2 protein-coding genes are annotated in these 2,446 nt (G+C 67.9%); one reads left to right on the top strand and one right to left on the bottom strand.

The features are described from left to right. Positions 1-1,910 (top strand): preprotein translocase subunit SecA (locus ACHZD8_RS01410; RefSeq protein ID WP_394768318.1); only part of this gene is annotated, 1,910 nt, incomplete at its 5' end. Here ACHZD8_RS01410 and ACHZD8_RS01415 read toward each other — a convergent pair. Next, the gene (locus tag ACHZD8_RS01415) at positions 1,907-2,371 is read right to left on the bottom strand and encodes an Rv3235 family protein (protein WP_394768319.1); all 465 of its coding nucleotides are present in this window, start codon (positions 2,369-2,371) and stop codon (positions 1,907-1,909) included. The genes ACHZD8_RS01410 and ACHZD8_RS01415 overlap by 4 nt on opposite strands. Positions 2,372-2,446: the final 75 nt, after the last annotated feature.

Here is a 2,446-nt window from a genome sequence, read left to right on the forward strand (position 1 = left end):
GATTGGTCGCTTCGCTAGTAAATGCGATCGTATTTCCATCGGCACTGATGCTTGTGATGAACGGCGAGGTGCTGATCGTCGACGAACACACCGGGCGCATCCTGATGGGCCGCCGCTACAACGAGGGAATCCACCAGGCGATCGAGGCCAATGAGGGCGTGGCGGTCAAGGCCGAGAACCAGACCCTCGCCACGGTGACCCTGCAGAACTACTTCCGCCTCTACAAGAAGCTCTCCGGCATGACCGGTACTGCCGAGACCGAGGCCGCGGAGTTCATGAGCACCTACAAGCTCGGTGTCGTGGCCATCCCCACCAACCGGCCGATGCAGCGCCTCGACCAGCCCGACCTCGTCTACAAGAACGAGGAGGCCAAGTTCGGCCAGGTCGTCGAGGACATCGTGCGACGCCACGAGAAGGGCCAGCCGGTGCTGGTCGGAACGACGAGCGTCGAGAAGAGCGAGTACCTCTCCAAGCTGCTGGCCAAGCGCGGCGTCAAGCACGAGGTGCTGAACGCCAAGAACCACGCCCGCGAGGCCGCGATCGTGGCCCAGGCCGGCCGCCTGGGTTCCGTCACCGTCGCCACCAACATGGCCGGCCGTGGCACCGACGTCATGCTCGGCGGAAACGCGGAGTTCCTCGCCGTCGCCGAGATGAACCAGCGCGGACTCAGCCCGGTCGAGACCCCGGACGAGTACGAGGCGGAGTGGGACGCGGTGTTCGACCGGGTCAAGGCCGTCGTGAACGAAGAGGCCGAGAAGGTGGTGGCCGCCGGCGGACTCTACGTGCTCGGCACCGAGCGCCACGAGTCTCGCCGCATCGACAACCAGCTGCGCGGCCGCTCTGGCCGCCAGGGCGACCCGGGAGAGAGCCGCTTCTACCTGTCGCTCACCGACGACCTGATGCGCCTCTTCAACTCGGCCGCCGCCGAATCCCTCATGGGCCGTGGCAACGTGCCGGAGGACCTGGCCATCGAGTCGAAGGTCGTGAGCCGCGCCATCCGCAGTGCCCAGAGCCAGGTCGAGGCCCGCAACGCCGAGATCCGCAAGAACGTGCTCAAGTACGACGACGTGCTCAACCGCCAGCGTGAGGCGATCTACGGAGACCGCCGCCACATCCTCGAGGGCGACGACCTGCAGGACCGCACGGCCAAGTTCCTGGAAGACGTGATCACCGAGGTCGTGGACGTTCACACCTCCGAGGGCCACGCCGACGACTGGGACCTCGACGCGCTCTGGACCGAGCTCGGCACCCTGTACCCCGTCTCGATCACCATCGACGAGCTGTACACCGAGGCCGGCTCACGCAACAAGATCACCCGCGACTTCCTCGCCAACGAGATCCTGTCCGACGCGAAGCTCCAGTACGAAGCGCGCACCAGGGCCCTCGGCGAACCGGCGATGCGCGAGCTCGAACGCCGCGTCGTGCTGAGTGTGATCGACCGCCGCTGGCGCGACCACCTCTATGAGATGGACTACCTCAAGGACGGCATCGGCCTGCGGGCGATGGCCCAGCGCGACCCGCTCGTGGAGTACCAGCGCGAGGGCTTCGCCCTGTACCAGAGCATGATGGGCCAGATCCGCGAGGAGTCCGTCGGCTTCCTCTTCAACCTCGAGGTCGAGGTCACCGGCGGCGGCGAAGCCACGGCGGCCGTGCCGACGGTCGCGGCGAAGGGGCTCGGCGCCCCGGCAGCACCCGTGGAGCGGCTCAGCTACTCCGCGCCGAACGCGGACGGCGAGGTCGAGGTGCGCAACCAGCGCGGACAGCTCGACCAGGCCGCGAGCGCCAAGGCGACGGATGCCGAGAACCAGGGCAGCCAGCGCGGAGCATTCGGGCAGCGGACCGCTCCGGCGGGACCGGCCCCGGCCAACCGGGCGGAGCGCCGCGCGCAGGACAAGCGCAAGAGCAACTAGAGCACGTTGATGGCCGCTGCCCGCCAGCGGCTGTCGAGGCCCTCGAGTCGGATGGCGACGGCACGCGTGCGCGCCCGGCCGTGCACGATCACCACCGCTTCGACCACCCCATCGCGAGGCTCGCTGATCGTCGTCGAGCCGATCGTGAAGGTGGGTCGCGCCACCGCCCGCCCGCGGGCATCGCGGGCGCGTGCGGACAGCACGACGCGCTTGAGAAGGTGCCGGTAGACGTCATCCGTCACCCAGCGGGAGATTTGCTCGAGTTCCCGGGCTCCGGACAGAATCTCGATCACGCAGCGCGTGAGGTTGACGAGTAGCGGTTCCGGATTGGGCAGCTCGGTGCGCGACGCCGGCTGTTGGCCGAAGAACTCGTCGGGCTGGAATCGTGACCTGATGACCTTGCTCGGCAGGATCTCGTGCAGGGGGCCGGTGGGACTGCCGGCCGGGACCGCATCACTCATTGTTCGCTCCGAAACCCTGAGAGGGAATGCGGGCACCGTTGCTCTCACCCCCCATTCGGGGGTCTTCCCTTGGCA

This window comes from Lacisediminihabitans sp., assembly GCF_043726815.1.
Taxonomy (GTDB): Bacteria; Actinomycetota; Actinomycetes; order Actinomycetales; family Microbacteriaceae; genus Lacisediminihabitans.

Bases quoted from the DNA above. Each gene is read 5' to 3' on its own strand.
- ACHZD8_RS01415 (WP_394768319.1), bottom strand. From the start codon at position 2,371: ATGAGTGATGCGGTCCCGGCCGGCAGTCCCACCGGCCCCCTGCACGAG.